At 74.6% G+C, this 22,824-nt stretch carries 23 protein-coding genes; 11 read left to right on the forward strand and 12 right to left on the reverse strand.

The genetic code is table 11. The features are described 5' to 3' along the window. Nucleotides 1-59: 59 nt before the first annotated feature. Nucleotides 60-740, forward strand: a complete 681-nt coding sequence (locus tag BLS43_RS21665) for a fasciclin domain-containing protein (RefSeq protein ID WP_093088143.1) — start codon at nt 60-62, stop codon at nt 738-740. Between the two features lie 141 nt (nt 741-881). Here the strand turns inward: BLS43_RS21665 and BLS43_RS21670 are convergent, their stop codons facing one another. Next, nucleotides 882-2,246 (reverse strand): MFS transporter, encoded by a 1,365-nt coding sequence (locus BLS43_RS21670; RefSeq protein WP_093088146.1) that lies wholly within the window; start codon nt 2,244-2,246, stop codon nt 882-884. 84 nt (nt 2,247-2,330) lie between these two features. On the opposite strand from BLS43_RS21670, the gene BLS43_RS21675 reads away from it, so the two are divergent. Then, on the forward strand, nt 2,331-3,365 hold the full coding sequence (locus BLS43_RS21675; protein WP_093088149.1) for a LacI family DNA-binding transcriptional regulator: 1,035 nt from the start codon (nt 2,331-2,333) through the stop codon (nt 3,363-3,365). A 47-nt stretch (nt 3,366-3,412) separates the two neighbouring features. Then, nucleotides 3,413-5,800, forward strand: coding sequence for a CaiB/BaiF CoA-transferase family protein (locus BLS43_RS21680; RefSeq protein ID WP_176921467.1), 2,388 nt, complete (start codon nt 3,413-3,415; stop codon nt 5,798-5,800). A 56-nt stretch (nt 5,801-5,856) separates the two neighbouring features. Here the strand turns inward: BLS43_RS21680 and BLS43_RS21685 are convergent, their stop codons facing one another. The 5 genes from BLS43_RS21685 to BLS43_RS21705 form a co-directional block, all read right to left on the reverse strand. Beyond that, nucleotides 5,857-6,195 carry a hypothetical protein gene (locus tag BLS43_RS21685; protein WP_093088155.1) on the reverse strand — a complete coding sequence of 113 codons (339 nt, stop codon included), beginning with the start codon at nt 6,193-6,195 and terminating at the stop codon, nt 5,857-5,859. A gap of 112 nt (nt 6,196-6,307) precedes the next feature. After that, complete coding sequence (locus tag BLS43_RS21690; protein ID WP_093088158.1) at nt 6,308-7,189, reverse strand: 4-hydroxyphenylacetate 3-hydroxylase C-terminal domain-containing protein; 882 nt, start codon at nt 7,187-7,189, stop codon at nt 6,308-6,310. Then, nucleotides 7,189-7,845, reverse strand: coding sequence for a TetR/AcrR family transcriptional regulator (locus tag BLS43_RS21695; RefSeq protein WP_093088161.1), 657 nt, complete (start codon nt 7,843-7,845; stop codon nt 7,189-7,191). Before BLS43_RS21695 ends, BLS43_RS21690 begins: the two co-directional genes overlap by 1 nt. Before the next feature lie 77 nt (nt 7,846-7,922). Continuing rightward, nucleotides 7,923-8,618 (reverse strand): TetR/AcrR family transcriptional regulator, encoded by a 696-nt coding sequence (locus tag BLS43_RS21700; RefSeq protein ID WP_093088164.1) that lies wholly within the window; start codon nt 8,616-8,618, stop codon nt 7,923-7,925. Between the two features lie 90 nt (nt 8,619-8,708). Next, nucleotides 8,709-9,017, reverse strand: coding sequence for an AMP-binding enzyme (locus BLS43_RS21705; protein WP_093088167.1), 309 nt, complete (start codon nt 9,015-9,017; stop codon nt 8,709-8,711). A 227-nt stretch (nt 9,018-9,244) separates the two neighbouring features. Between BLS43_RS21705 and BLS43_RS21710 the strand changes: the two genes are divergently transcribed. The 3 genes from BLS43_RS21710 to BLS43_RS21720 all read left to right on the forward strand — a co-directional run bounded on the left by BLS43_RS21710 (nt 9,245) and on the right by BLS43_RS21720 (nt 11,661). Then, nucleotides 9,245-9,898 (forward strand): ABC transporter ATP-binding protein, encoded by a 654-nt coding sequence (locus tag BLS43_RS21710; RefSeq protein ID WP_245707682.1) that lies wholly within the window; start codon nt 9,245-9,247, stop codon nt 9,896-9,898. Next, complete coding sequence (locus BLS43_RS21715; RefSeq protein ID WP_093088170.1) at nt 9,895-10,350, forward strand: MaoC family dehydratase; 456 nt, start codon at nt 9,895-9,897, stop codon at nt 10,348-10,350. The genes BLS43_RS21710 and BLS43_RS21715 overlap by 4 nt, the downstream gene beginning before the upstream one ends. 63 nt (nt 10,351-10,413) lie before the next feature. Continuing rightward, entirely contained in the window at nt 10,414-11,661 is a 1,248-nt protein-coding gene (locus tag BLS43_RS21720) for an APC family permease (RefSeq protein ID WP_245707661.1), read from the forward strand. Here the strand turns inward: BLS43_RS21720 and BLS43_RS21725 are convergent. The 3 genes from BLS43_RS21725 to BLS43_RS21735 are packed head-to-tail and all read right to left on the reverse strand — an operon-like array spanning nt 11,594 to nt 14,614. Then, nucleotides 11,594-12,166: a cyclase family protein gene (locus tag BLS43_RS21725; protein WP_093088173.1), complete on the reverse strand. Its 573-nt coding sequence runs from the start codon at nt 12,164-12,166 to the stop codon at nt 11,594-11,596. The two genes, BLS43_RS21720 and BLS43_RS21725, sit on opposite strands and share 68 nt — an antisense overlap. Beyond that, nucleotides 12,167-13,471 carry a phenylacetate--CoA ligase family protein gene (locus tag BLS43_RS21730; RefSeq protein WP_093088176.1) on the reverse strand — a complete coding sequence of 435 codons (1,305 nt, stop codon included), beginning with the start codon at nt 13,469-13,471 and terminating at the stop codon, nt 12,167-12,169. It abuts the gene before it with no gap. A gap of 33 nt (nt 13,472-13,504) precedes the next feature. Beyond that, nucleotides 13,505-14,614: an LLM class flavin-dependent oxidoreductase gene (locus BLS43_RS21735; protein WP_093088178.1), complete on the reverse strand. Its 1,110-nt coding sequence runs from the start codon at nt 14,612-14,614 to the stop codon at nt 13,505-13,507. A gap of 119 nt (nt 14,615-14,733) precedes the next feature. On the opposite strand from BLS43_RS21735, the gene BLS43_RS21740 reads away from it, so the two are divergent. The 3 genes from BLS43_RS21740 to BLS43_RS21750 are packed head-to-tail and all read left to right on the forward strand — an operon-like array spanning nt 14,734 to nt 17,344. Next, nucleotides 14,734-15,087: a Zn-ribbon domain-containing OB-fold protein gene (locus BLS43_RS21740; RefSeq protein WP_093088180.1), complete on the forward strand. Its 354-nt coding sequence runs from the start codon at nt 14,734-14,736 to the stop codon at nt 15,085-15,087. Then, nucleotides 15,084-16,151 carry a thiolase family protein gene (locus BLS43_RS21745; protein ID WP_093088183.1) on the forward strand — a complete coding sequence of 356 codons (1,068 nt, stop codon included), beginning with the start codon at nt 15,084-15,086 and terminating at the stop codon, nt 16,149-16,151. Before BLS43_RS21740 ends, BLS43_RS21745 begins: the two co-directional genes overlap by 4 nt. Continuing rightward, nucleotides 16,148-17,344, forward strand: a complete 1,197-nt coding sequence (locus BLS43_RS21750; protein WP_093088185.1) for a cytochrome P450 — start codon at nt 16,148-16,150, stop codon at nt 17,342-17,344. The genes BLS43_RS21745 and BLS43_RS21750 overlap by 4 nt, the downstream gene beginning before the upstream one ends. Before the next feature lie 8 nt (nt 17,345-17,352). On the opposite strand, the gene BLS43_RS21755 is transcribed toward BLS43_RS21750, so the two are convergent. Genes BLS43_RS21755 through selD form a run of 3 tightly spaced genes read right to left on the reverse strand, consistent with a single transcriptional unit; the run spans nt 17,353 to nt 19,790 of the window. After that, the gene (locus BLS43_RS21755) at nt 17,353-18,102 is read right to left on the reverse strand and encodes an SDR family NAD(P)-dependent oxidoreductase (RefSeq protein ID WP_093088188.1); all 750 of its coding nucleotides are present in this window, start codon (nt 18,100-18,102) and stop codon (nt 17,353-17,355) included. Further along, on the reverse strand, nt 18,099-18,716 hold the full coding sequence (locus BLS43_RS21760; protein ID WP_093088191.1) for a TetR/AcrR family transcriptional regulator: 618 nt from the start codon (nt 18,714-18,716) through the stop codon (nt 18,099-18,101). Before BLS43_RS21760 ends, BLS43_RS21755 begins: the two co-directional genes overlap by 4 nt. Nucleotides 18,717-18,746: 30 nt before the next feature. Further along, on the reverse strand, nt 18,747-19,790 hold the full coding sequence (gene selD / locus BLS43_RS21765; RefSeq protein ID WP_245707663.1) for a selenide, water dikinase SelD: 1,044 nt from the start codon (nt 19,788-19,790) through the stop codon (nt 18,747-18,749). Between the two features lie 22 nt (nt 19,791-19,812). Here selD and selA point away from each other — a divergent pair, with 22 nt between their 5' ends. After that, nucleotides 19,813-21,078: an L-seryl-tRNA(Sec) selenium transferase gene (gene selA / locus BLS43_RS21770; RefSeq protein ID WP_245707665.1), complete on the forward strand. Its 1,266-nt coding sequence runs from the start codon at nt 19,813-19,815 to the stop codon at nt 21,076-21,078. Further along, on the forward strand, nt 21,075-22,823 hold the full coding sequence (locus BLS43_RS21775) for a SelB domain-containing protein (RefSeq protein ID WP_093088193.1): 1,749 nt from the start codon (nt 21,075-21,077) through the stop codon (nt 22,821-22,823). Before selA ends, BLS43_RS21775 begins: the two co-directional genes overlap by 4 nt. Nucleotide 22,824: the final 1 nt, after the last annotated feature.

A 22,824-nucleotide genomic window follows, 5' to 3' on the forward strand; every position in this document is an offset into this window, starting at 1 on the left:
CACCGAACAACTGTCGAGGGTCCGGTCCACCGGGCCGGAGGATTCAAGGAGAAATCGCTATGCGCAAGACCTTCCGCATCGCCGCCGCGGGCGCGATCGCCGCTCTGACCGTCTCGCTGGCCGCCTGCGGCTCGTCCGAGTCGGCCGCACCGGCCACCCCGTCGCAGGCCCCGATGTCCCAGGCGCCGACGTCCGCACCGGCGGCGGCGGGCAACGGCGTCACCACCAACGCCGACGTCTTCGGTCCGGCCTGCGGCCAGCTCCCGCAGGGCGACGCGCCCGGGTCGCTCAACGCGATGGGCCCGCAGCCGGTCGCCACCGCCGCGAGCACGAACCCGCTGCTGAGCACGCTCGTCACCGCCGTCGGCAAGGTCCCCGGCCTGGCCGACACCCTCAACCAGCAGCAGGCCATCACCGTGTTCGCCCCGTACAACGGCGCGTTCGAGGCGGTCCAGAAGCAGGTCGGCGACCAGGCCTTCACCAGCCTGCTGGCGAACCAGCAGCAGCTGGGCGGGCTGCTGAGCTACCACGTCGTCCCGAAGCGCTACGACGCCACCGGGCTGGTCGACGCGGGCACGGTCACCGAGCTCGCAGGCGGCACCGTCACGATCGGCGGCACGCCGGAGGCCCCGACCGTCACCGACGGGATGGGCAACACCGCGAACATCCTCTGCGGCAACATCCCGACCTCGAACGCCACCGTGTTCGTGATCGACAAGGTCCTCATGCCGAAGAGCTGAACCGATCGGCGCCCGGCGCCGAACGCAGGCTGGGAGCATCCGGCGGGTACGACGGCCCGCCGGATGTGTCCGGTCGTCGGCTTTCGAGGGGGACCGCCGACGACGCCCGGTCCCGACCCACCCGGTCGGGGCCGGGCCTCCTCATTGCTCGGGGACGCCCACGGCAACCCGGCCGCAGGTCGGCGAGGCGGGCCTGCGCCGGACGACGTCACGCAGCGGCCGCGGGGCGATCCCGCGCGCGGCGTCCACCCGACGGGCCTTGCGGCGGGTGACCAGGATCCCGACGACGGCGACCGCCCACACCGGGTACTGCACCAGCCATGCCACCCGGAAGCCCTCCGGGGTGAAGCCGCCCAGTGCGGTCAGCACCCACCCCATCACCATCAGGACCACCACGGACGCGCTGTACCCCGCGATGTTGACCATGCCCTGGGCGACGGCGAGGGTGGAGCCCGGGTTCGTCGTCCGCGCGATGTCGAAACCGACCACCGACGCCGGCCCGCCGATCGCGAGCACCACGATCAGGACGACGAGCAGCCACATCGGGGCCCGGCCGGGCTGGACGAGGACGGCCGTCCAGGTGCCCGCCGTGAGCGCGATGACCGACAGCAGGATCCACGAGCGGCGCATCGGGTGCCGCGCGGTGAGCACCCCGACCAGTGGCCCGACCACCACCGCGGCGAACACCAGCAGCGTCATCAGGGAGCCCGCGACCAGCGGGTCCAGCCCCTGCGCCGACACGAGGTAGGGCAGGCCCCAGAGCAGCGCGAACGTCATCATCGAGAACTGCGTGCCGAGGTGGCCGAAGAACCCGAGCCGCGTCCCCGGCCGCCGCCAGACGTCCGCGACCTGGCGCAGCATCGTCCGCGCCGACACCGGCGGCGGGGCCCGCCAGCCGCGGGGGCCGTCCCGCACCACCGTCCCGGCGACGGCCGCGGAGAGCACGCTGGCCGCGGCGGCCGCGGCGAAGGCCGCGGTCCAGCCCGCGGCGTGGAGCAGCAGGAGCAGCGGCAGCGCGGAGAGCACCTGGCCCAGCTGTCCGACGATCGTCGTGACCTGGGTGACGACGGGGACCCGGCGGGGCGGGAACCAGCGCGCCACGACCACCATCGCCGCGGAGAACACCACCGCGTCTCCCGCGCCGACCAGGGCCCGGGCGCCGAGCGCGAGCGGCAGCGCCCCGGTGAAGGCCAGCACGCCCTGGCCCACGCCGAGGATCAGCCCGCCGACCAGCAGCATTCGGCGGGGGCCGTACCGGTCCACCAGCATCCCGGCGGGGATCTGCCCGGCCGCGTACACGGTGATCTGGAGGAAGACGAACAGCGAGAGCGTGCCGGGGTCGATCCCGAAGCGGTCCGCGGCGTCGAGTCCGGCCGCCCCGAGCGAGGTCCGCTGGGTGACCGCGAGCAGGTACACCGCGATCGCGGCGGCCCACACCGCCCAGACGGCGCGTCCACCCCTGTCGTCCCGTGTCCCGCTCCTGACCCCCGACCGGACGGTCCCCATGCTGCGCAGTGCTCCCTCTCTTCGACTCGAACCAGTATGGCAACCGGTTGCCGCTCAGGTGCAGGCCCGTGGTGGAATGCCGCCATGAATCACACCGGGGACGCCCGTCCGCGGGCCGTGACGATCTACGACGTCGCCCGCGCGGCCGGCGTCGCGACGTCCACCGCGTCCCGGGCGCTGTCCAACCCCGGCCGCGTGTCCGAGCGCACCCGCGCGCACGTGGCGGAGGTCGCCGAGCGGCTCGGCTACGTGCCCAACCGCATGGCGCAGGCGCTCCCCTCGGGCCGGACGGGGCTGTTCGCCCTGCTCGTCCCGGACGTCACCAACCCCCACCACGTCGGGTTGATCCGCGGAGCCGAGGCGCAGGCCGCGGCGGCCGGGCACAGCATCGTGCTCGCCGACGGCCAGGAGGACGCCGCGATCGAGGCCGCCCACCTGCGTCGGCTCGGCTCGTTCGTCGACGGGTTCCTGCTGGTGTCCCCCCGCGGTTCCGCCGACGACCTCGCGCCGCTGCTGCGCCGCCACCCGGCCGCGGTGTTCAACCGGCCGCTGGCCGGGCTGCCGGGCGTGGTCGCGGACATCGACGCCGCGAGCGCCCAGACCGTCGAGCACCTCGCCGGGCTCGGTCACCGCACCCTGGTCTACCTGCGCGGGCCCGAGACCTCCTGGGCGGACGGTGAACGCCGACGCACCCTGACCGCCCACGCCGAGCGCCACGGCGTCTCCTTCCACGCGGTGGGCCCGCACGCCCCCGTCCTCGGGTCCGGGTCCGCGGCCGCGGAGGCGGGCCTGGCCACCGGGGCGACGGCCCTGGTGGCGTTCAACGACCTGATCGCGATCGGCGTCCTGCAACACCTCGAACGGGCCGGGGTGCCCGTGCCCGGCGACGTGAGCGTCGTCGGGGCGGACGACGTCTTCGGCGCCTCCTTCTGCCACCCGCCGCTCACCACGGTGACCAGCCCCGCCGAGCCAGCGGGCCGGGCGCTGGTCGATCTCGTCACCGGCACCGCGCCGGACGACCCGGTCCTCCCGTCCGTCCTGGTGGTGCGCGAGTCCACGGGGCCCGCCCGGAGTTCGAGATCGCCACGAGGGGTGCCGTTCGGAGCCGCGAATCGCTAGGCTCACCGGCGACGAAGGGTGTGACGATGACGTCATGTTCGCCGAGTGTGGAAAGCCCGCTCGCGGGGGTCAGGGTGCTCGAGGCCGGTGACACGATCGCCCTCGCGTACGCGGGGCGGCTGCTCGCCGACCTGGGCGCCGACGTGGTGCTCGTCGAGTCCGGGCCCGGCAGCCCCTTGCGTGCGCTCGGCCCGTTCGCGGGCGGGGTGCCGGACGCGGAGCGCAGCGCGGCGTTCGCCTACTTCCACGCGGGCAAGAGCTCGGTGTCGCGGTCCGCGGACCTCGGCGCCCTCGCCGCGCGGTCGGACGTCGTCCTGCGCGGCTCCCGGGACGGGGACCCGTTCCTGACCGACGCCGAGGTCGAGCGCCTGGTCGCGGACGACCCGGGGCTGGTCGTGGTCGACGTCTCCGCCCTGGGCCGGATCGGCACCGGGGCGGGCCCCCACGGATCGGACGACCTGCTCGCCCTCGCCGCCTCGGGGCTGCTGCGCGTCAACTCGACGTCGCTGACCGACGACGACCCGCAGCCGCTGCGCTACCGCGGCGAGCTGTCGAGCGTGCACGCGGCCTGCGGCGCGGTCGTCGCGGTGCTCGGCGCACTGTTCGAGCGCCGGCGCAGCGGACGCGGCCAGCGGGTCGACGTCTCCCAGCAGGCCGCCGTCGCCTCCGTGCTGGCCACCGCCGTCTCCCGCTGGGCCTACACCGGCACGGCGCCGGTCTGGCAGGGCAACCGCAGCGTCGGGCCGTGGGGCTTCTACGAGCTCGTCGACGGCCGGGTCCTCATGCAGATCACCCGCGACGAGGAGTTCCGCAGGCTGGTGCACCTGCTCGGGGACCCGGACTGGGGCGCCATCGAGCTCTTCGACACCAGCGCGGGTCGCGACGAGAACCACGACGTCCTCGACGTGTTCGTCCGGGAGGCGCTCGCCCCCTACACGATGCGGGAGTTCCTCGACCTCGCCTACGAGCACCGGATCGCCGCCTGCCCGATCCACGGCGCCCGGGACATCCTGGAGTGGGACCACCTGGCGGCCCGCTCGTCGCTGCCGACGGCGCGGTTCGCCACCGGGGACGGCGTGCCGGTGCCCGTGCGGCCCCGGCGCTTCGACGGCGCGGTCCCGCCCGAGCGCGGCCCCGTGCCGCGCCTGGGCTCGGGGGACGCCGAGGCGCTGTGGACCACCCCCGCCGAGCGGCCCTCCCCCGCCGCGGGCGCGGGCGCCCCCGTCCCGGGCCCGCTCGCCGGGATCCGCGTCGTCGACCTCACCGTGGTGTGGGCGGGCCCCTTCTCGGCGATGCAGCTGGCCCACTTGGGCGCGGACGTGCTCAAGATCGAGTCGTCGACCCGGCTCGAGACCACGCGGGGACTGGGTCCCTACGCGGACGAGATCGTCGGGGTGAACCGCTCCGGGTACTTCAACCAGAACAACCAGGGCAAGCGGTCCGTCGCACTCGACCTCAAGACCGAACGCGGCCGGGAGCTGCTGCGCGACCTGATCGCCACGGCGGACGTGGTGATCGACAACATGAGCGCGGGCGCCCTGGGGCGCATGGGCTTCCCCTTCGAGCGGCTGACCGAGATCAACCCGCGGATCGTCGCGGTCTCGATGACCGGCTTCGGCGAGTCCGGCCCGTACTCCGGACACACGGCCTACGGCTCGCTGATCGACGCCCTCTGCGGGATCGCCACGTCCAACGGCCGCGTCCGCGGCGGGCCGACCGACCTGGTGATGTCCCTGCCGGACCCGATGGCGGGCATCACCACGGCCGTCGCCACGCTGGGTGCCCTGTACCGGGCCCGCACGACGGGCGAACCCGTCCGCGTCGAGACGGCGATGTTCGAGTCCTGCCTCGCGGCGTTCCCCTGGCCCGTGCTGTTCGCGGGGGCGACCGGCGGCGAGGTCCCGGTGATCCACAACCGGGACGAGGCACGCAGCCCGCACGGCACGTTCCGCTGCCGCGGCGGGGCGGACTGGGTGGCGGTCAGCGTGGCCGACGACGCCGCGTTCGCCGCGCTGGCGGACGTGATGGGCGATCCCGGCCTCGCCGACGACCCGCGGTTTCGCACGCTGGGGTCACGCAGGCTGCACGAGGACGAGCTGGAGGCCCCGGTCTCGGCCTGGACCGCGGAGCGCAGCCCCGCCGAGGTGGTGGAGACGTTGCAGGCCAAGGGGATCGGCGCCGAGATCGTCGCCACGATCGGCGAGGTGCACCGCCATCCCGTGCTCGCCGCGCGCGGCTTCTTCCCGGAGCTGACGCACTCCGAGATCGGCCCCCACAGGCTGCCCTCGGTCCCGTGGGTGGCCTCGCGCTCCCCCATGTCCCCGCGCGCCGCGGCCCCGGCGCTGGGCGAGCACACCAGGGAGGTCCTCACCGAGGTGCTCGGCCTCACCGCCGCCCAGCTCGACGAGCTGGAGCGCCACGGCGTCACGGTGTAGCGGAGCCGGGGCCCGCGCGCCCGGATCCGGGCGCGCGGGCCGGTTGAGCGGTGGAGTCAGTCCGCCGTCCCCTGTGCCGCCCGCTGCCGCAGGGCGATGGGCACGCCGGCGAGGTCCTCGTCGTTGCAGAGCAGCTTGACCTCGTAGTAGATGCCGCCGGGCGAGTCGTCGTAGTCCAGGTGCACGCCGATCACGTCGACGGGCTCGCCCAGCCACTCCTGCACCTCGCGCAGCCAGCGGGCCGAGCGTTCCAGCGCGGTGGGCAGGTCGTCGTCCCGGAAGCCGACCGGGCGGAACGGCACACCCTGGATCTCGTCGTGTCCGTGCGACGGGCGCGGCAGTGCCCGCGCCAGCCCGGATTCGTCAGTGTCGAGTCGGACGGAGTCCTCAGTCACCCCAGCAGGATGGTAGGACGGGGGTGCCCCGGGCAAGTCGCCCCACGGGCGGAGGACCCCGCACCCGGTGTCACCGGTGACAGCGGCTGCGGGATCCTGCCCGGTCGCGGGGTCAGAACGGGACGCCGACCAGCTCCTTGGCCTGGGCGACCGCCTTGTCCATCGGGTACCACTTGCGTGTGACGATCTTCTGCGCGTAGAGCCCGCCGCCCGCCTGGATGTTCGTGACGAGCCTCCAGCCGCCGTAGGTGTCCGCCGAGATGTCCCGGATCAGGTGGAACAGGCGGAGCCGGATCTCGCCGTCGATCTCCGGGTTGGCCTGCATGTACTTGCGCACCGCCGGGCCGATCTCGGGGTTGCGCAGGTCCGCCAGCGACGGCGCGGTGACGATCGAGCCGCCCGCGATGTCGTGCAGGCTCTGCACGAGCCGGTCGTAGTGCGAGGCCGCGTAGTACTTGCCCGCGTTGGTGTACAGCTCGTCGGGGAAGGCGGCGCCGTTGTCGCCCACGTGGCAGTGCGTGATCGCGGCCTCGAGCGAGGCGCGGATCAGCGTGGCCTGGATCAGCATGTCGTCGATCTTGTCCCGGACGTGCGCCACGGACTCGGTGCCGTTCGCCTGCGCGATCAGCTGGGCGAGCCCGACCAGCAGGTCCGCACCGTCCGCCATCGAGGAGAGCCCGCCGAGGCGCTCCCACAGCCCCAGCGAGTGCGCGAACACGGTGGCGTACCGGGTCTGCCCGTCGAGGAAGACGCGCTCGGTCGGGACGAAGACGTCCTCGAGGATGACGAACGACTCCGGGTAGGCGTCCGTCGGGACGTCGGAGAACGGGCTGTGGTCACCGGTCGGGTCGTACACCTTGTCGTAGCCCTCGGCGATCAGCGTCGCGCCGGCGCCCAGGATCGGGTGGTCCTCGATGCGGTCGACGAGCTCGCCCTCGAACCACACCCTGCGCCCGTCGTCGATCGACGCCAGGTACTCCGCACCGGTCTTCATCAGTTCGGTCTCCTCAGGTCGGGATGCGTCTCGACGCCGACGCTGCGGAGCAGGAGGTCGGTGAACCCGTCGATGATCTCGGTCATGCTCATGGGGCCGTCCGGCCGGTACCACGCCTGCACGGAGTTCAGGGTGGCCAGGACCGCGGCGGCGGTCAGTCGGGGATCGAGGTGGGCCGCGAAGACACCCTCGGCCTGACCCTGGCGGACCAGCTCCCGGACCGCGCGTTCGTAGGTGTCGCGGCGCTCGACGACCGCCGCGAACCGCTCGGGGGGCAGGGTCGAGAACTCGCGGAACAGCACCTGGACCTGGACGAGGTTCTTCTCCGTGCCCCGCAGGTGCCGCTCGATCACCGTCCGCAGCTTCTCGACCGCGGACGCCTGCGACGCCCGCAGCTCCTCCCCCAGCTGCCCGGTGCCCGCGTGCGCCTCCTCGACGATCGCGGCGAGCAGGTCCTCCTTGGTGCGGATGTAGTGGTAGACGCTGCCCTTGAGCAGGCCCGCCGCCGCCGCGACCTCGGCCACGCTCGTCGCCGCGTAGCCCTGGCTGCGGAACAGCTCCGCCGCCGCCTCCAGGATCCGGTCGTACCGGCTGGGTTCGAGCGGCCGCGCGCGCGGCGCGATCCGTTGCGGCCCAGGACCTCCGGTGTCCGTCACCCGTCCATTGGACCCGCCGCGGGCTCCTGGTCAACCGTTCGGTCCGGAGAATTCGACCGATCGTTTGGTCAGCTGTGTCAGACCTGCCAGGCCTGGGAGTCCTCGACGCCGATCGTGCGCGCCCACACGCGGGTGAGGGAGTCCAACACCTCGGTCTCGTCGAACGGCTTGCCCAGCGAGAGCCACACGTAGCAGGCGTGGTCCGCCATGGCGCCCAGCACCTGGATCGTCATGTAGGGGTCCAGCGTCGGGTCGGCGATGCCCTCGGCCTGCTGCCGCTTGAGCACCCGCTCCAACCGGGCGAGCCACCCCTCCCGCATCTGCAGCCGCATCTCGCGCATTTCGGGCGTGAACGTGCCGACCTGCTCGGTCAGGGCGATCATGCGGGCGTTCTCCCGGTAGACCTCGATGTAGCCCTTGAGGCCCGCGCGGATGCGGTCGATCATCGGCGCCTCCGGCGACGTGACCGTGGCCGCGGCCACGTCCTCCAGCATCCGGTCGGTGGTGATCCGGGCGACCTCGCGGAAGATCGTGTCCTTCGAGTCGAAGTAGCTGTAGAACGTGCCCTGGGCGACGTTCGCCTCCGCCACGATGTCCGCGACGCGCGCGTCGAGGAAGCCCTTCCGCATGAACACCGTGTGCGCGGCCTCGAGGAGCTGCTCCCGGCGGGCCTGCCCCTTGTCGGTCTGCGGACCGCTGTCCCGGCGCTGCTGCTGGGGATCGCTCGCGGCCGTGACCCGCCTGCCGCGGGAGCTGCCGCCACGCGATGCCATCGTCTGTCCCCTACTCACCGGCGACCCGGACCGAGCGGACCGGATGACGCAGTCTACCGGCCCTGACCTGCGGTCCGGGGGCGCGGGTGCTCACGTGTCGAGCCGTCTGAGCTCACGCTTGAGGATCTTCCCGCTGGCGTTCATGGGCAGCTCCTCCCGCACCACGACCTCGGCGGGCACCTTGTACCGGGCCAGCCGCCCCCGACACAGCTCCACGAGCTCCGCCGCCAGATCCTCCGCCGCCCCGGACCACGGCGGGGCGGTGACGTAGGCGCGCACGGTCTCGCCCCAGTGCTCGTCCGGCACCCCGATCACGACGCACTGGACCACGGACGGGTGCTCGGCGAGCACCGTCTCGATCTCCACGGGATAGATGTTCTCGCCGCCCCGGATGATCATGTCCTTCTTGCGCCCGTGCAGGTAGGCCCTGCAGCGCCGAGACGAGCTTGTTGACCCGGGAGTTGGTGCGGGCGAAGGAGCGGGCGGATCCCCTGTCCCGGAGTGACGCGCGATCTCGCGGCCGGGTACAACCTCGCGGTCGCCGAGAACCTGCTGGTCGCGGCCCGGACCGCCCGCCGCGCGTCCGCGGGCTGACGGTCTCGGTCGCCCCGGGTGAGGTCGTCGCCCTGCTCGGGCCCAACGGCGCGGGCAAGACCACGTCCCTGCTGGCGATGGTCGGGCTCGTCCCGCTGCTGGCGGGCGTGGTCGACGTGCTCGGCGCTCCGCTGGGCAGGCGCAGGCCACACCAGGTCGCGCGCGCCGGTGTGCTCCTGGTGCCGGACGACCGCGGCATCTTCTACGGCCTCACCGTGCGCGAGCACCTGCGGCTGGCCGCCCGCAGGCCGGACGCCCGGCGGGAGGGCGCGGTGCTGGACCGCTTCCCGGTCCTGCGGAACCTGGAGGGGCGCAAGGCGGGCCTGATGTCGGGCGGTGAGCAGCAGATGCTCGCGATCGCGAAGGCCCTGCTGGCCGAGCCCAAGGTGTTGATCATCGACGAGATGAGCCTCGGGCTGGCACCGAAGATCGTCCAGGAGATGCTGCCCGCCATCCGCGACCTCGCGCAGGAGGACGGCATCGGGCTCATCCTGGTCGAGCAGCACATCGAGCTGGCGCTGTCCATCGCGGACCGCGGCGTGATCCTCAACCACGGCCGGGTCGTGCTGACCGGCGCCGCGGCGGACCTGCTCCGCGACCGGTACCTGGTGGAGGCGGCGTACTTCGGCGCGGACGAGTTCGGGCACGACGAGACCGACCCCGACCGGGTGCCGGCGCTCGGATGACCACCTTCCGGACCGTCGCCGACCTGCTCGCCTGCCCGCCCGGGACGTCCCTGGGGCACACCGCCTGGCGGGTCGTCGAGCAGCCCCGCATCGACACCGTCGCCGACGCCACGGACGATCACCAGTGGATCCACGTCGACACGGCCCGCGCGGCCGCGGGCCCGTACGGCGCGACCATCGCCCACGGGATGCTGACGCTGTCGCTCGTCCCGGTGCTGATCGGCGAGCTCGCCGCGGTGCCGGAGGCGTCGCGGGGGGTGAACTACGGCTTCGACAAGGTCCGCTTCACCCATCCCGTCCCGGTCGACAGCCGGATCCGCGCCGAGGTCACCCTCCTCGACGTCGCGCCCGTCCCCGGCGGCGCCAAGGCCGGCTTCCGCGCCGTCGTGGAGATCGAGGGCGCGGACAAGCCCGCCTGCATCGCCGACCAGATCATCGTCTGGATGGAGTGACGCCGGCGGCCCACCCACCGATTCCGGCCCGGACGTTCCTGGACGGGGCACTAGTGTCGCGGGGTGCGGCGCCTGGGGCTCTCGGATGCGGTGGTCGTCGGGTTGGCGTCGATGCTCGGGGCCGGGGTGTTCGCGGCCTTCGGGCCCGCGGCGGCGGTGGCCGGGGCGTGGCTGCCGGTCGCGCTCCTGGTGGCCGGGGCGGTCGCCTACTGCAACGCGCTCTCCTCCGCGCGGCTCGCGGCGCGGTACCCGGAGTCCGGCGGCACCTATGTCTACGGGCGGGAGCGGCTCGGGGCGGGCTGGGGGTTCCTGGCCGGGTGGTGTTTCGTCGTCGGGAAGACGGCGAGCTGCGCGGCGGTGGCGCTGACCTTCGGCGCCTACGTCTGGCCCGCCGTCCCGGCCGTCCCGGCGGTCGTCGCCGTGGTGGCGCTGACCGGCGTCAACCTGCTCGGGATCACCCGCACCGCCGCGGCGGCGCGCGTCCTCGTGGCGGTCACGCTCGCGGCGTTGGCGGTGGTCGTGGTCGCCGGGCTCGTCGGGGGCGACCCGAGCGCCGACCGGCTCACCGAGGGGCCGTCGGCCGGCGCGTTCGGCGTGCTGCAGGCCGCGGGCCTGCTGTTCTTCGCCTTTGCCGGGTACGCACGGATCGCCACGCTGGGCGGAGACGTCCGCGATCCCGCGCGCACCCTCCCGCTGGCCATCCGGATCGCGCTGGGTTCCGTGCTCGCGATCTACGCCGTCGTGGGCGGGACGGCGCTGCTCACCCTCGGCCCCGCCGGGCTGGCCCGGTCGGTCGCCCCGCTCGCGGACGTGGCGGGTGGGCTGCCCGGCGCCTCGGTCGTCGTGCGGGTCGGGGCCGCCGTGGCGTGTGCGGGGGTGCTGCTGACCCTGCTGGCAGGCGTGGGCCGCACGGCGAACGCCATGGCGGACGACCGCGAGCTTCCCCGCCTCTACCGCGGCCGCTCGGCGCTGGTCGTGACCGGCGTGGTGGTCGCGGTCCTGGTGTCGGCCGTGGACCTGCGCGGGGTCATCGCGGCCTCGGGTGTCGGGGTGCTGCTGTACTACGCGGTCGCCAACGCCTCGGCCGTCACCCTCGACCGCCGCTCCCGCCCCGTCGCCGTCGCGGGTCTGGTCGGCTGCCTCGTCCTGGCCGCCACCCTCCCGACGGGCGCCATGCTCGCCGGCCTGGGGGTGGTCGCCCTGGGCGTCGCGGGTCGGGCCGTCCGGCGGCGCCTCGACGCGCCTAGGCCAGCTCGGCGACGGCGCGGACCGGGGAGCCGTCCCCCTGCAGGGCCAGGGGATGGAAGGTGAGGATCGCGTCGCGGCCCCGCAGCCGCTCCACGCCGCGCAGGTTCTCCACGATCACCCCGCCCGCGCCGAGGACGATCTCGTGCACGGCGAGCGAGTCCCTCGGGTCCGGGCTCAGCGTGTCGACGGCCAGCGCGCGCACACCCGCCGCGACTATCGCCCGGGCCACCGCGGGGTCGACCACCGGGTGGTCGAGGTAGCGGGGCGTGCCGAAGTACCGTGACCAGCCGGTGTGGACCACCAGGACGTCCCCCGGGCGGAGGGCGGGCGGCTCCGGACCGTCCATCAGCACCGCCCGGCCCCGGAACAGCTCCAGGTCCAGGTCCGCGACGCCGGCGCCGCCCGGGATCACGTGCGCGGGCGCGTCGACGTGGGTGCCGGTGTGCGTGCCGAGGTGCAGCTCGGTGACCGTGACCCCGTCCGCGGTGACGGGTGTGCAGCGGAACTGCGGGTCACCCGGGTAGACCTGCATCCCCGGGACCAACGGCTGGGTCAGGTCGAGCAGCATTCAGCGATCATCCACCACCCGGCGGGCCTTGAACGTGGTCTCCGGCAACGTGCCCGGCGCGAGCAGCACCGCGGGGACCCGGATGCCGAGGACCCGCTTCAACGCGTCCTCGGTCGGCCCCTGCAGCGCAACGGGCCCCTCGGCCTCCACGGTCAGCTCGTCCAGCGCGCCCTTGCGGGTGACCCGCATCCGGAACTCCGGGCCGAGCCCCGGCACGGAGCGCAGCGCGGTCTCGACCGCGCTGGGGTAGATGTTCGCGCCGCGGATGACGAGCATGTCGTCCAGCCGACCGAGCACGCCCTCCGGCAGCCGCGGGTAGGTGCGCCCGCACGGACACGGGTCCGTGGCGAGGTAGGACTCGTCCCCCGGCGCGAAGCGGATCATCGGCTGGGAGTCCCGCCACAGGTGGGTGTAGACGAGGGCGCCGCGCTCCCCCACCGGGATCGGCACGTTCGGGTCCGCCGCGGACACCACCTCGGTGAACACCTCGTCGATGTAGAGGTGGGTGCCGGTCTGGGCCTCGCACCCCACGCTCGTCTGGAAGGGGTACATCTCGGAGGTGGAACCCGCGTCGGACACCGTGGCGCCCCAGCCCTCCCGGATGATGGCGGCGGTCCCGGGCAGGGAACCCCCGGGCTCACCGCCGACGAGCAGGTGCTCCACGCTCGACGCCCGCAGGTCGATGCCGAGCTGCTCGGCGACCGACAGCAGGTGGATGCAGTAGCTCGGCGTGGCGCTGAAGACCGTGGAGCCCAGCCTGCCGATCAGCTCGAGGTGCTTCTGCGACTCGGTGACGCCCAGCGGGAACAGGGTCGCCCCGATCCGCTCGGCGCCCTGCACCACGCCCCAGCCGCCGAAGAAGAGGCCGAACGGGAACCCGACCTGCACGATGTCGTCCGGCCGCACGCCCGCGCACCACTGCGCCATGGCGTGGACCTCGCCCGCCCGTTCCCAGTCGTTCTTCGAGACCGCGTACATCGTGGGCACGCCGGAGGTGCCGGAGGAGCCGTGGATCCGCGCGATCCCGCCCGGCGGCAGCTCACGGGCGTAGCTGCCGAACGGCGGGTGCGCGGCCTGGTCCGCGACCAGCTGCCGCTTCGTGATCACCGGGACCCTCGTGGTGAAGTCCTCGAGCGTCTGCACCTGGTCGGGGTGGAAGCCGTGGGCGTCGTAGTGGTTCCGGTAGAACGGCAGCTCGGCGTAGACGTGGCGCAGCTGGTACTGGATGCGGTCGAGGACGAGTGCCTCGCGCTTGGCGGGCTCGAGGGTCTCCCGCTCCTCGTCCCAGTACCGGGGGAAGGTCATCGATCCTCCTCTGGGCGGCGCGACCCCGGGCCGTCAGTCGATGCCGAGGGCGCGGTCGGCCAGCTTCTGCCGCCGGTCCAGGCGCTCCCGCCGGGTGAAGTGCGGCATGACGTACCGGGCGAACATCTCGTTCGACCGGTTCCACTTGTCGGTGGTCACCCAGTCCCGCACGTTGATCAGCAGGGTGCCGAAGCCGCCGGTCTCCTCCTCCAGCTCCTTGAGCGTGCGGGTGCACTCCTCGGGGCTGCCGATGATCCAGGGGATGTTCTCGACCATCCAGTCCAGCGTGAGGTCGGCGTCCGTCATCCCGTCGCCGATCTTCATCAGCGCGCCGAGGCCCAGCCCGAACAGGTAGTCGTAGGAGAGCTTGACGCCCTCGCGGATGTCCTTCAGCGCCTGGTCTCTGCTGTCGGCGACGTAGACCTCGCGGACGATGCGCCAGTTGTCCCTGGTCACGGCCGGGTCGATGCCCGCCGAGGCACCGGCGGAGAGCATCGCGTCCCCCATGGCCCGGAGGTCGGGGGCGTCGGTGTAGGTGCCGTTGTCCGTGGGCGCGAAGTGCACCGACAGCGGCTTCCAGCCCCGCTCGCCGCACTTGGCGTAGTTGTGCACGCCGGTGAGGCCCGCGATCGCGAACGGCGGGACGTCCTGGTACGGCCCGACCTGCAGCTGCCGGTTCTCGTACTTCCAGTACACGCCCTCGTAGCTCACCGGGTCGTCCTCGGTGAGGAGCCGCCAGATGATGTCCAGGGCCTCGTTCGTCCGCGGCGCGGCCTCGGTCGGCTCGAGCCCGAACAGCGCCTTGTCCGTGGGGAGCCCGCCGCCGCCGAAGCCGTACTCCAGACGGCCGTGGGTGAGGTGGTCGAGGAACGCCATGCGCTCGGCCACCATGAAGGGGTCCTGGTAGGGCAGGTTGATCACTCCGGTGCCGAGCCGGATCCGGTGCGTCACCGCGGACGCCTTGGCGATCATGTACTCCGGCACCGGCACGTTCTCGTAACCGCCGGTGTGGTGCTCGCCGATCCAGTACTCGTGGAAGCCCAGCCGCTCGGCCTCCACGATCGCCGCGATGTCGCGGTCGTACGAGAGCGTCCAGTTCTCGCGCGGCGGGTGCTCGGGCATGGTGAAGAAGCCGAACTTCATCGGTCGGGATCCTTTCGCCGGTTCCACAAACCATGGTTTGCCGTCCATGCCCTTTCACTGTGTCCTGCGCCACGCAGACCTGTCAAGACGCGTTGATAACCGACCTACAGTTTGGTTTCATGGGCGCCGTGAGCAGCGTCGATCCCCGCCCCGTCGTCGTGGCGGGCCCTGCGGGCGACGGCCTGGTCGAGGGCCGCCGCTGCACCGCCTGCGCGGAGCCGTCGGCGTTCACCTGGCCCGCCTGCCCGACCTGCGGGGGCCCCGTCGAGCCCGCGCGGTTCGGGCCCGGCGGAACGGTCTGGAGCGCGACCGTCGTGCGCATCCCGGTGGCCGACCGGACCCCGCCCTACGCGCTGGCCTACGTCGACCTCGACGACGGGCCGCGGGTGCTGGCGCACAGCGCGGCGCCGCTCCCGATCGGGGCCCGCGTGCGCCTCCTGGCGGCCGCCGAGCTGAAGGTGGAGCGGACATGACCGTGGCGATCGAGGGCGTCGGGACGTCCGGGTTCGGCAGGCAGCCGGACGTCGACCTCGTCGACCTCGCGTTCGCCGCGGTGGACGAGGCGTTCCGGGACGCGGGCGGCCCCCGCACGGTCGACGCCGTGTGGGTCGGGACCGTGTTCGGCCCCGCCGGGGTGGCCCAGCGGGTCCTGCGCGCGATGGGGCTCACCGGCATGCCGGTGCTGACCGTCGAGAACGCGTGCGCGAGCGGCACCACCGCCTTCGCCGAGGCCTGCGAGGCCGTGCGCACGGGCCGGTACGGGCGGGTGCTGGCGCTGGGGATCGAGCGGATGGGCGACGGCGCGATCGTCCCCGAACCGACCGACCCCGAGGGCCGCACCGGCCTGGCGCTGCCCGCCCTCTACGCGATGGCCGCCGCCCGGTGGCTGCACGAGGGCCGGACCACCCTCGAGCAGCTGGCCGCGGTGGCGGTGAAGAACAAGGCGAACGCGCTGGCGAACCCGCGGGCCCCCTTCGGCGGGCGGTTCACCGTGGCGGAGGTCCTGGCCTCGCGCCCGATCGCCGATCCGCTGACCCTGCTGCAGTGCTGCCCGACCTCCGACGGTGCCGCGGCCGCGATCGTCGGCCGGGGCGGCTCGGGAGGCGGCGGGGTCCGCGTCCGGTCGGTCGCGCTGCGCTCGGGCGCCCCCTGGAACCATCGCTCGCGCGAGGTGTGGGGCCACGACCTGGTGCGGGACACCGGTGCCGCGGCCTTCGCCGCCGCCGGACTCGGGCCGGAGGACGTCGACGTCGCGGAGGTGCACGACGCCTTCACCATCGGCGAGCTGGTCACCACCGCGGCACTCGGCCTGAAGGCGCCGCACATCGTGAACCCCTCCGGCGGGCTGCTCTCCCGCGGGCACCCGCTCGGCGCGACCGGCCTCGCGCAGCTCGCCGAGATCGTCTGGCAGCTGCGCGGGCGGGCCGGGGGGCGCCAGGTCGGGCGCGCGCGGATCGGGCTGGTCGAGACCATGGGCGGCGGGGTGTCCGTGCTCGACGGGAACGCCTGCGTCGTCGCCGTGTTGGAGGCGCCATGACCGTGCTGGGACCGGGCAGCACCCGGGCCGACCTCCTCTCCCCCGAGGCCGTCGCCGACCCGTACCCCCTGCTCGCCGAGCTGCGCCAGCACGACCCCGTGCACTGGAGCGAGCGCTACCGGTCCTGGTTCGTCACCCGGTACGCGGACGTCGACGCCGCGCTGCGGGACCCGCGCTTCTCGTCGGACCGCATCGCGCCCTACCGCCGCGCCCGGCTCGACGGACCGGACACCGACCCGTCCGTCCGCGCGGCGTTCGGGGTCCTCGAGGACTGGATGGTCTTCAAGGACCCCCCGGACCACACGCGCCTGCGCAGGCTGCTGTCCCGGGCCTTCACCCCCCGGGCCGTCGAGCGGATACGCCCGCGGGTCGCGCAGACCGCGGCCGAGCTGCTCGACGAGCTCGGGCCGGAGGCCGACCTGATCGGCGAGTACGCGTATCCCCTCACCTCCTCCGTGGTCGCCGAGCTGCTCGGGGTGCCACGCGCGGACCGGCACCGGTTCAAGGACTGGTCCGACCGCATCACCGGGCTGGTGTTCGGCGGCATGGGCGACCCGGACCGGCACGCCGACGGCGCGGACGGGATGGCCGAGCTGACCGCCTACCTGGCCGACCTGGTCGACGGCCACGAGGGAGACGACCTGCTCACCGCCCTGATCCGCGCCCGGGACGAGGGCGACTCGCTGACCCACGACGAGGTCGTCGCCACCGGCGTCCTGTTGCTCTTCGCCGGCCACGAGACCACCACGAACCTGATCGGCAACGGGATCCTGGCGCTGCTTCGGCACCCGTCGGAGGCCCCGGACGCGGCGGGCACGGTGGACGAGCTGCTGCGCTGGGACGGTCCGGCGAAGACGATCGCGCGGCTGATGGCCACGGACGTCGAGCTGGGCGGGCGGACCCTGCGGACGGGCGAGCGGGTGTTCCTCTGCCCCGCGGCCGCGAACCGGGACCCGGCGGTCTTCGCGGACCCGGACCGCTTCGACGTCTCGCGCAGACCGGGCCGCCAGCTCGGGTTCGGGATCGGGCTGCACTACTGCCTCGGCGCCCCGCTGGCCCGGCTCGAGACGAGCATCGCGATCCCCGCGGCCCTGCGCCGCTTCCCCGCGATGCGCCTGCGTGACGAGCCCCTGAGCTGGCACTCCGTCCTGCTGTCCCGCGGGCTGCACCACCTCCCCGTGCACACCCGCTGAGACGTCCCCTACCGCATCGACCAGCCGCCGTCGACGGTGAGCGTGGTCCCCGTGATGTAGGAGCCGGCGTCCGAGGCGAGCAACAGCAGCGGGCCGTCGAGCTCCTCGGGCCTGCCGATCCGGCCGAGCGCGGCACAGCCCGCCAGCTGCGCGGCGCGGCGTTCGTGCTCCAGCAGTGGCCCGGTCAGCTCCGAGGCGAACCAGCCCGGGGCGAGGGTGTTGACCCGGATGCCGTGGCGCGCCCACTGCGCGGCGAGGTCGCGGGTCAGCCCGGCCACCCCCGCCTTCGACGCCGAGTAGGCGGCCTCCGGCAGCGGGCCCGTCGTGCTGCCCAGCGCCGACCCGATGGTGACGATCGACCCGCCCTCGCCCTGCGCGATCAGCGCGCGCCCGACGTGGATCGCCATCTGGTACGCCCCGAGCAGGTTGACGGCGAAGAGCGCGGCCGCCGCGGCCGGATCGTCCTGCTCCGCGCGGGCCGCGTACCCGATGCCGGCGTTGTTGACCAGCACGTCCACCCGGCCCAGCTGCTCGACGGCGGCCGCGACGAGGGCCGCGCAGTCGGCGTCCCGGGCGACGTCCGTGCGCACCGCCGCACACCGCCGTCCGGCGCCCTCCACCACGGCGCGGGCGCCCGCGAGGTCCCGCCGCGCCCCGACGGCGACGTCCGCGCCCGCCTCCGCCAGCACCTGCGCGAACCGCAGCCCCAGCCCGGCGGACGCCCCGGTCACCACGGCGACCTTCCCGTCCAGCCTCACGCGGGGAACGCCCGGGTGATCCCCCGCATGCCGCCGCCCGCGACCAGCCCGCCCAGCGCGAACGCGAACAGCTCGTCGGCGAGCTCCTGGTCCGCCTCGGGGCCGCGGGGGACGAACCAGTGCTGCATCCAGTCCAGGATCCCGACGACAGCGCGGGCGACCGTGCGTGGGCTCGAGGCCAGGGAGAACTCCCCGGTCCGCGCGCCCTCGGCGACGAGCGCCTCGATCGCGGCCATGTAGCGGGCGTCCATCTCCCGGAACTCGGCGAAGCGCGGCGCGGTCATCCGGCCGATGTTCTGCAGGTACACGAACGCGGCCGGATGATGGTCGCCGAAGATCCGCACCTGCATGCGGATCAGCTCGCGCAGCCGCACCGCGACGGTGTGGCCGCTGTCCGCCTGCAGCCGCTCCAGCTCGGCGAGGAGCTGCTTCGCGGGCTGCTCGACGACCGCGAGCAGCAGCTCCTCCTTGCTGCCCACGTAGTTGTAGATCGAGCCCTTGAGGATGCCGACGCGCGCGCCGATGCCCTCGAGCGTGGCCGCCTCGTACCCGCGGTCGCGGAACTCCTCGCTCGCGGCGACCAGGATCTCCGACCAACGGCTCGGGCGGGGCACGGGATCACCGTATAGCGTCCCGGCCGCCGCTCACAGCACCCGGATCCGGCCCGTCCCGGCGCCGATCTCGCCGATCACGGCGGCGGGCACGCCCCGGTCCCCCAGCTCGGCGACCGCGCGGGCGGCCCGGTCCGGCGCCGCGCCGAAGAGCAGCCCGCCGGAGGTCTGGGCGTCGGAGAGCAGCAGCAGGTCGGTCTCGCCGGGGCTCCCGTCGACGACCTCGCGCACCCAGTCGCGGTTGCGCTGCGAGCCGCCCGGCACCACGCCGGCGTCGGCCAGGTCCCGGACGCCGTCGAGGAACGGCACGTCGGCCATCCGCACCGTGGCGTCCACGCCGGACGCCGCGGCCATCTTGCGCAGGTGCCCGAGCAGCCCGAAGCCCGTCACGTCCGTGCACCCGGTCGCCCCGGCGGCCACGGCCGCGGCCGCCGCGGCGCCGTTGGGCGCGATCATCGAGGCCACCGCGGCGTCCACCAGCGCGGTGCTCGCCACCCCGCGCTTCACCGCCGTGGTGGCGATCCCGATCCCGAGCCGCTTGGTCAGCACCAGCGCGTCGCCGGGGCGCAGACCCGCGTTGGTGAGCAGGCGGTCCGGGTGCACCTCCCCGATGACGGCCATGCCGTACTTGGGCTCCGGGTCGTCGATCGAGTGCCCGCCGACGACCACGAACCCGCAGGCCCGCCCCGCGTCGGCGCCGCCCGCCAGCACCTCGGCGAGCACCTCGGGCGGCAGGGCGTCCGTGGGCCAGGCGACGAGGTTCAGGGCGAACAGCGGGCGCCCTCCCATGGCGTAGACGTCCGACGCCGCGTTGGTCGCCGCGATCCGCCCCCACAGCCGGGGGTCGTCGACGACCGGGGTGAAGAAGTCCGTGGTGGCCACGAGCGCCCGGTCGGCGTCGAGCCGCCAGACCGCCGCGTCGTCCCCCGTCTCGGTGCCCACGAGCAGCTCGTCGGGCCGCTGGGAGGGCGCGAGCAGCGCCATGACCTCCGCCAACGCGCCCGGGCCGATCTTGCAGCCGCAGCCCGCGCCGTGGCTGAACTCCGTGAGCCTCTTGCCGTCCGCCGCCACCGTCACGCCTCCACCGTAGGTTGGGCGGGTGGATCTGCGCAGGAGCATCCCGCGGACGGACGTCGTGCTGGCCGACCCGGCGCTGGCCGCGGCGATCGAACGGCTGGGGAGACCGGCGGTGAAGGCGGCGGTCGGGCAGGCCCAGGCCGCCGCCCGGCGGGGCGAGATCGCGCCGGGCGAGGTCGTCGCCGCGGCCGTGCGGGAGCTGCCGCGGGGCCTGCGCCCGGTCCTGAACGCCACCGGGGTCCTGCTGCACACCAACCTCGGTCGGGCCCCGCTGTCCGCCGCGGCCCGGGCGGCGCTGCACACCGCCGCCGGGACGTGTGACGTCGAGCTCGACCTCGCCACCGGCGGGCGCGGCAGGCGGGGGGCGGACGCGGTGGCCGCGCTGCGCGAGGCCGTCCCCGCGGCGGGTGGGGCGCTCGCGGTCAACAACGGGGCCGCCGCGCTCGCGCTCACCGCCGCCACGCTCGCCGCGGGCCGCGAGATCGTCGTGTCCCGCGGTGAGCTGGTGGAGATCGGCGACGGGTTCCGGATCCCCGAGCTGCTCGAGGCCGCGGGCGCGCGGCTGCGCGAGGTGGGGACGACCAACCGCACGCACCTGCGGGACTACGCCGCGGCCGTCGGCGAGGACACCGGGTTCGTGCTCAAGGTGCATCCGTCGAACTTCACGGTCAGCGGCTTCACCCACAGCGTGTCGGTCGCCGAGCTGGCGGGCCTCGGGGCGCCCCTGGTCGTGGACATCGGGTCCGGGCTGCTCGCGCCGCACCCGCTCCTGCCGGACGAGCCGGACGCCGCGACCACCCTCACCGCGGGCGCGACCCTGGTCACCGCGTCCGGGGACAAGCTGCTCGGCGGGCCGCAGGCCGGGCTCGTGCTCGGCGCGGCCGAGACCGTGGAGCGCATCCGCCGCCACCCGCTCGCCCGCGCGATGCGGGTGGACAAGCTGACCCTCGCCGCGCTGGAGGCGACCCTGCGCGGGCCGGTCACCCCGACCCGCGCCGCCCTCGACGCGGACGTCGCCGAGCTGCGGCGCCGCGCCGAGGCCCTGGCCGCCGCGGTCGCGGGAGAGGCCGTGCCGTCCCGGGCCCGGGTCGGCGGCGGCGGCGCCCCGGACGTCGTGCTGGAGAGCTGGGCGGTGGCGCTGCCCGAACGCCTCGCCGCGGCCCTGCGCCGCGGGGAGCCCGCCGTACTGGGGCGCGTCGAGCGCGGGCGGTGCCTGCTCGACCTGCGGGCGGTCGACCCGGCGGACGATCCCGCGCTGGCCGCGGCCGTCCGGGCGGCGGTGGCATGAGGACCCACGTCGTCGCGACGGCGGGGCACGTCGACCACGGCAAGTCCACCCTGGTCCGCGCCCTGACCGGCATGGAACCGGACCGCTACGCCGAGGAGCGGCGCCGCGGGATGACCCTCGACCTGGGCTTCGCGTGGGCCCGGATCGGCGAGGACAGCGTCGCCTTCGTGGACGTCCCGGGCCACGAACGCTTCGTGACGACGATGCTCGCGGGGGTCGGCCCGGTGCCCGCGGTCCTGCTGGTCGTCGCCGCGGACGGGGGCTGGATGCCCCAGACCGCCGAGCACGCCGAGGCCCTCGCCGCGCTGGGGGTGCGCCACGGGCTGCTCGTCGTGACCCGCTCCGACCTGCTGGAACCGGAGCTCGCCCTCGCCGAGGCGCGGGAACAGCTGCCCGACTGGCCCGCCGTCGCCGTCTCCGGCGCCACCGGCGCCGGGCTGGACGAGCTGCGCACGGCCCTGCACGCGCTGGTCCGCGGCCTGCCCGAGCCCGATCCCGCCGCGCCCGTGCGGTTCTGGGTGGACCGCGCGTTCACCGTCCGCGGCGCCGGGACGGTGGTCACCGGGACCCTCGCCGAGGGCACCCTGAGCCGGGAGGACGAGCTGGTGCTGGGCGACCGGCGGATCGGTGTGCGCGGGCTGGAGAGTCTCGGCGAGACCGTGCGGACGGCGCGCGGGGTCACCCGGGTCGCCGCGAACCTGCGCGGGATCGGCGTCGACGAGATCGGGCGCGGGGCGGCGCTGTGCACCCCCGGCGCCTGGCTCACGGTGTCCGAACTGGATGGTCGGGTGCACGGGTCGGCCGCCGACCTGCCACGCGCCCCGATCCTGCACATCGGGTCCGCGGCCGTGTCGGTGCGGGTCCGGCCGCTGGGCGAGGACGTCGTCCGGCTGCGGCTCGACCGCCCGCTCCCGCTGCGGATCGGGGACCGCGTGGTGCTGCGCGATCCCGGGCGCCGCGCCGTGACCGGCCTGACGGTGCTCGACGTCCGGCCCCCGCAGCTGCGCCGCCGCGGCGCCGCCCGGGCCCGCGCCGCCGAGCTGGCGGCGGTGACCGGGGCGCCGGACGCCGCGGACGAGCTCCGCCGCCGCGGCACGGTGCGGGCCGCGGACCTCGTCGCGATGGGGGTGCCCGCCGCCGCGGTCGAGGCGGTGTCCGCGCTCCGCGGCGGCGGCTGGCTGCTGGCCCCGGCCCGCGTCCCCGCGCTGGTCGAGGCGCTGCGCGCGGCGGTGACCGCCCACGACCGCGCCGACCCGCTCGACCCCGGCCTGCCGATCGAGGCGGCTCGCCACGCCCTGGGTCTCCCGCACCCGGCGCTGGTGGCGGAGCTGCTGACGGGCCAGGACACGCTGGTGGCCCGGGACGGACGGATCCGCCGGGCCATCGACGCGGGCCTGCCGGACGCGCTGCGCACGGCGCTCGACGCCGTGCGGTCCGACCTCGCCGTGGCCCCCTTCGCCGCGCCGGACGCCGAGCGGCTCGCCGACCTCGGGCTGGGCCCGAAACAGGTCGCGACGCTGGTCAGGGCGGGTGAGCTGAGCACGGTGGGGGACGGTGTCCTCCTGCTCCCGGACGCGGAGGACCGCGCGGTCGAGATCCTGCGCGGCCTGCCGGAGACGTTCACGCTCAGCGAGGCGCGCGAGGCGCTCGGCACCACCCGCCGCGTCGCCGTCCCGCTCCTGGAACACCTCGCCCGCCGCCGCCGCACCGTCCGCACCGACGACGGCCGCCACCGCCTCCGCTGAC

Origin of the sequence: Pseudonocardia oroxyli (assembly GCF_900102195.1) — a bacterium.
Taxonomy (GTDB): Bacteria; Actinomycetota; Actinomycetes; order Mycobacteriales; family Pseudonocardiaceae; genus Pseudonocardia; species Pseudonocardia oroxyli.

Coding starts and splice junctions, on each gene's coding strand:
- BLS43_RS21690 (WP_093088158.1), bottom strand. CDS start 7,189: ATGAAGACCGGTGCGGAGTACCTGGCGTCGATCGACGACGGGCGCAGG.
- BLS43_RS21750 (WP_093088185.1), top strand. CDS start 16,148: ATGACCGTGCTGGGACCGGGCAGCACCCGGGCCGACCTCCTCTCCCCC.
- BLS43_RS21745 (WP_093088183.1), top strand. CDS start 15,084: ATGACCGTGGCGATCGAGGGCGTCGGGACGTCCGGGTTCGGCAGGCAG.
- BLS43_RS21715 (WP_093088170.1), top strand. CDS start 9,895: ATGACCACCTTCCGGACCGTCGCCGACCTGCTCGCCTGCCCGCCCGGG.
- BLS43_RS21700 (WP_093088164.1), bottom strand. CDS start 8,618: ATGGCATCGCGTGGCGGCAGCTCCCGCGGCAGGCGGGTCACGGCCGCG.
- BLS43_RS21725 (WP_093088173.1), bottom strand. CDS start 12,166: ATGCTGCTCGACCTGACCCAGCCGTTGGTCCCGGGGATGCAGGTCTAC.
- BLS43_RS21665 (WP_093088143.1), top strand. CDS start 60: ATGCGCAAGACCTTCCGCATCGCCGCCGCGGGCGCGATCGCCGCTCTG.
- BLS43_RS21670 (WP_093088146.1), bottom strand. CDS start 2,246: ATGGGGACCGTCCGGTCGGGGGTCAGGAGCGGGACACGGGACGACAGG.
- BLS43_RS21730 (WP_093088176.1), bottom strand. CDS start 13,471: ATGACCTTCCCCCGGTACTGGGACGAGGAGCGGGAGACCCTCGAGCCC.
- BLS43_RS21735 (WP_093088178.1), bottom strand. CDS start 14,614: ATGAAGTTCGGCTTCTTCACCATGCCCGAGCACCCGCCGCGCGAGAAC.
- BLS43_RS21775 (WP_093088193.1), top strand. CDS start 21,075: ATGAGGACCCACGTCGTCGCGACGGCGGGGCACGTCGACCACGGCAAG.
- BLS43_RS21740 (WP_093088180.1), top strand. CDS start 14,734: ATGGGCGCCGTGAGCAGCGTCGATCCCCGCCCCGTCGTCGTGGCGGGC.
- BLS43_RS21675 (WP_093088149.1), top strand. CDS start 2,331: ATGAATCACACCGGGGACGCCCGTCCGCGGGCCGTGACGATCTACGAC.
- BLS43_RS21705 (WP_093088167.1), bottom strand. CDS start 9,017: ATGATCATCCGGGGCGGCGAGAACATCTATCCCGTGGAGATCGAGACG.